This window comes from Neoroseomonas rubea, from assembly GCF_016106015.1.
Classification (GTDB): Bacteria; Pseudomonadota; Alphaproteobacteria; order Acetobacterales; family Acetobacteraceae; genus Neoroseomonas; species Neoroseomonas rubea.
Map to the genome: position 1 here is coordinate 1 of NZ_JACADQ010000495.1, position 2,130 is coordinate 2,130.

The following is a 2,130-nucleotide window of genomic DNA, read 5'->3' on the forward strand; positions in this document are numbered from 1 at the left end:
CCCGCGACCGGCCCGGCTGCCATCGCAGCGCGGCTGAAATCCGCCGCCGCGCTGCGCGAAGCCCCGGCGCATGACAAGGCGGCGATGGCAAGTGCGGCCTGGCGCGCCGATCCCGCGCCGCTGGTCGCGCTGACGGAAGCCGTCGCGCGGCTGGCCATCGCGACGCGCGACGCGCGGCTCAAGCCCGGTGCGCTCGACGTGCCGGGGCTGGCGGAAGCACGCGCCGGCCTCGCCTCCTCCGGTGGCTTCTTCGGCTTCCTCAATTCCGGCCGCCGCGCGGCGCAGGAGGTCGCGGCCCGGGTGGTGCGCGACGGCGCCGACCCCGTCGCCGCGCTGGAAGCGGCGATCACGGGGCAGGAGGCGCGGGCGCGCGTCCGCCACGGCAATGCGCTCGGCGCGGCCGCCTTCGGCAGCCTCTGGCGGGGGGAGGAGACCGATCCCTCCGCCCTTTCCGCGCTCATCCTCTGGCGCCAGAAGCATGGCGCGGAAGCCGCAGCCGCGCTGGCCGCGCCGGCACCCGCCGCCGATGCCGCGATGCTGGAGGCGGCCGCGACCGCCTGGGCCGAGGTGAAGCAGGCGACGGGCCTCGATGCGCTGGCCGCCTTCGGCACCGCCGACCCGTCCTTCGCCGCGCTGTCCGACCGCCTCGGCGAATGGGCCTCGCGGCCCGATGCGCTGCCGCTCTGGCAGGGCTGGCGACGCGCGCTGGCCGAGGCGCGCGGCATCGAGCCGGTGGTCGAGCGCCTGCAGGATGGCCGCCTGGCGCCGGAGGGCGCCGAGGACGCCTTCGCCTACGCGCTGCATGAAGGGCTGCTGCGCGCGGCCTCGGCGCGCTTCCCCGACCTCGCCGCCTTCGACGCGCCGGCCTATGACCGCACCGTCGCCGAGTTCCGCGACGCCGACCGCGCGCGCATCGCCCTGACCCGCGCCGAGGCCGCGCGCGCACATGCCGAGCGCGTCAGGCAGGTGCGCGACGGCATGGCGGGCATGACCGTGATCCGCGGGGAGATGGAGAAGAAGCGCGGCCACCTGCCGGTGCGCGAATTGCTGCTCCGCGCCGCGCCCGCCGTGCAGGCGGCGAAGCCCATCTTCATGATGAGCCCGCTGTCGGTGGCGCAGTTCCTCGCCCCGCCGCACGGGCTGCGCCCAGGGCTGACCTTCGACCTGCTGGTGATCGACGAGGCGTCGCAGGTCGAACCCGTCGATGCACTGGGTGCGATCGCCCGCTGCCGCCAGGTGGTGGTGGTGGGCGACGACCGGCAGATGCCGCCGACCCGCTTCTTCCAGCGCATGACCGGCGAGGATGACGAGACGGCGCCGGAGGACGCGCCCGATGCCGTCGCGGCGCGGGATGTCGAGAGCATCCTCGGCCTGTGCAACGCGCGCGGCATCCCGCGCGCCATGCTGCGCTGGCACTACCGGTCGCGGCACGAAAGCCTGATCGCCACCTCCAACGCCGAATTCTACGAGAACCGGCTGCTGGTGCTGCCGTCCCCCCGGCCGCGCTCGGCCGCGCTCGGCCTCGGCCTGGTGCGCATCGACGGCGCCTGGGAGACGGGGGAGGGCGTCAACCGTGCGGAAGCCGAGGCGATCGCCCAGGCGGTGATGCGCCACGCGAAGGAGACGCCCGGCGACACGCTCGGCGTCGCCGCCTTCTCGATCAAGCAGCGCGACGCGATCCTGGACGCGATCGAGGCCGCGCGCCGCGCCGATCCTTCCGCCGACGCCTTCTTCGCCGACCACGCCGACGAGCCCTTCTTCGTGAAGAACCTCGAGAACGTGCAGGGCGACGAGCGCGACGCGATCCTGATCTCGGTCGGCTATGGCCGGGACAAGGATGGCCGGCTCGCCATGCGCTTCGGCCCGCTCAGCGCCGAGGGCGGCGAGCGGCGGCTCAACGTGCTGATCACGCGGGCCAAGAAGCGCTGCATCGTCTTCTCCGGCATCGGCGCCGACGACATCGACACCGAACGCGCGGCGGGGCGGGGCGTGGCGGCGCTGAAGACCTTCCTCGCCTTCGCCGCGGCACCCGCGGATGCCCCGCGCCAGGGCGGCGGCGCCGATGGCAGCCCGATCGGCGCGGCCATCGCGGAGGCCGTGGCGGCGGCGGGCAAGGAGCCCGTCGCGCGC

Annotated in this window: 1 protein-coding gene; it reads left to right on the forward strand. The window is 75.2% G+C overall.

Translation table 11 applies throughout. From position 1 onward, the window contains the following. A partial coding sequence (locus HW577_RS24095; protein WP_198378636.1) for a DEAD/DEAH box helicase occupies positions 1-2,130 on the forward strand: 2,130 nt, incomplete at both ends.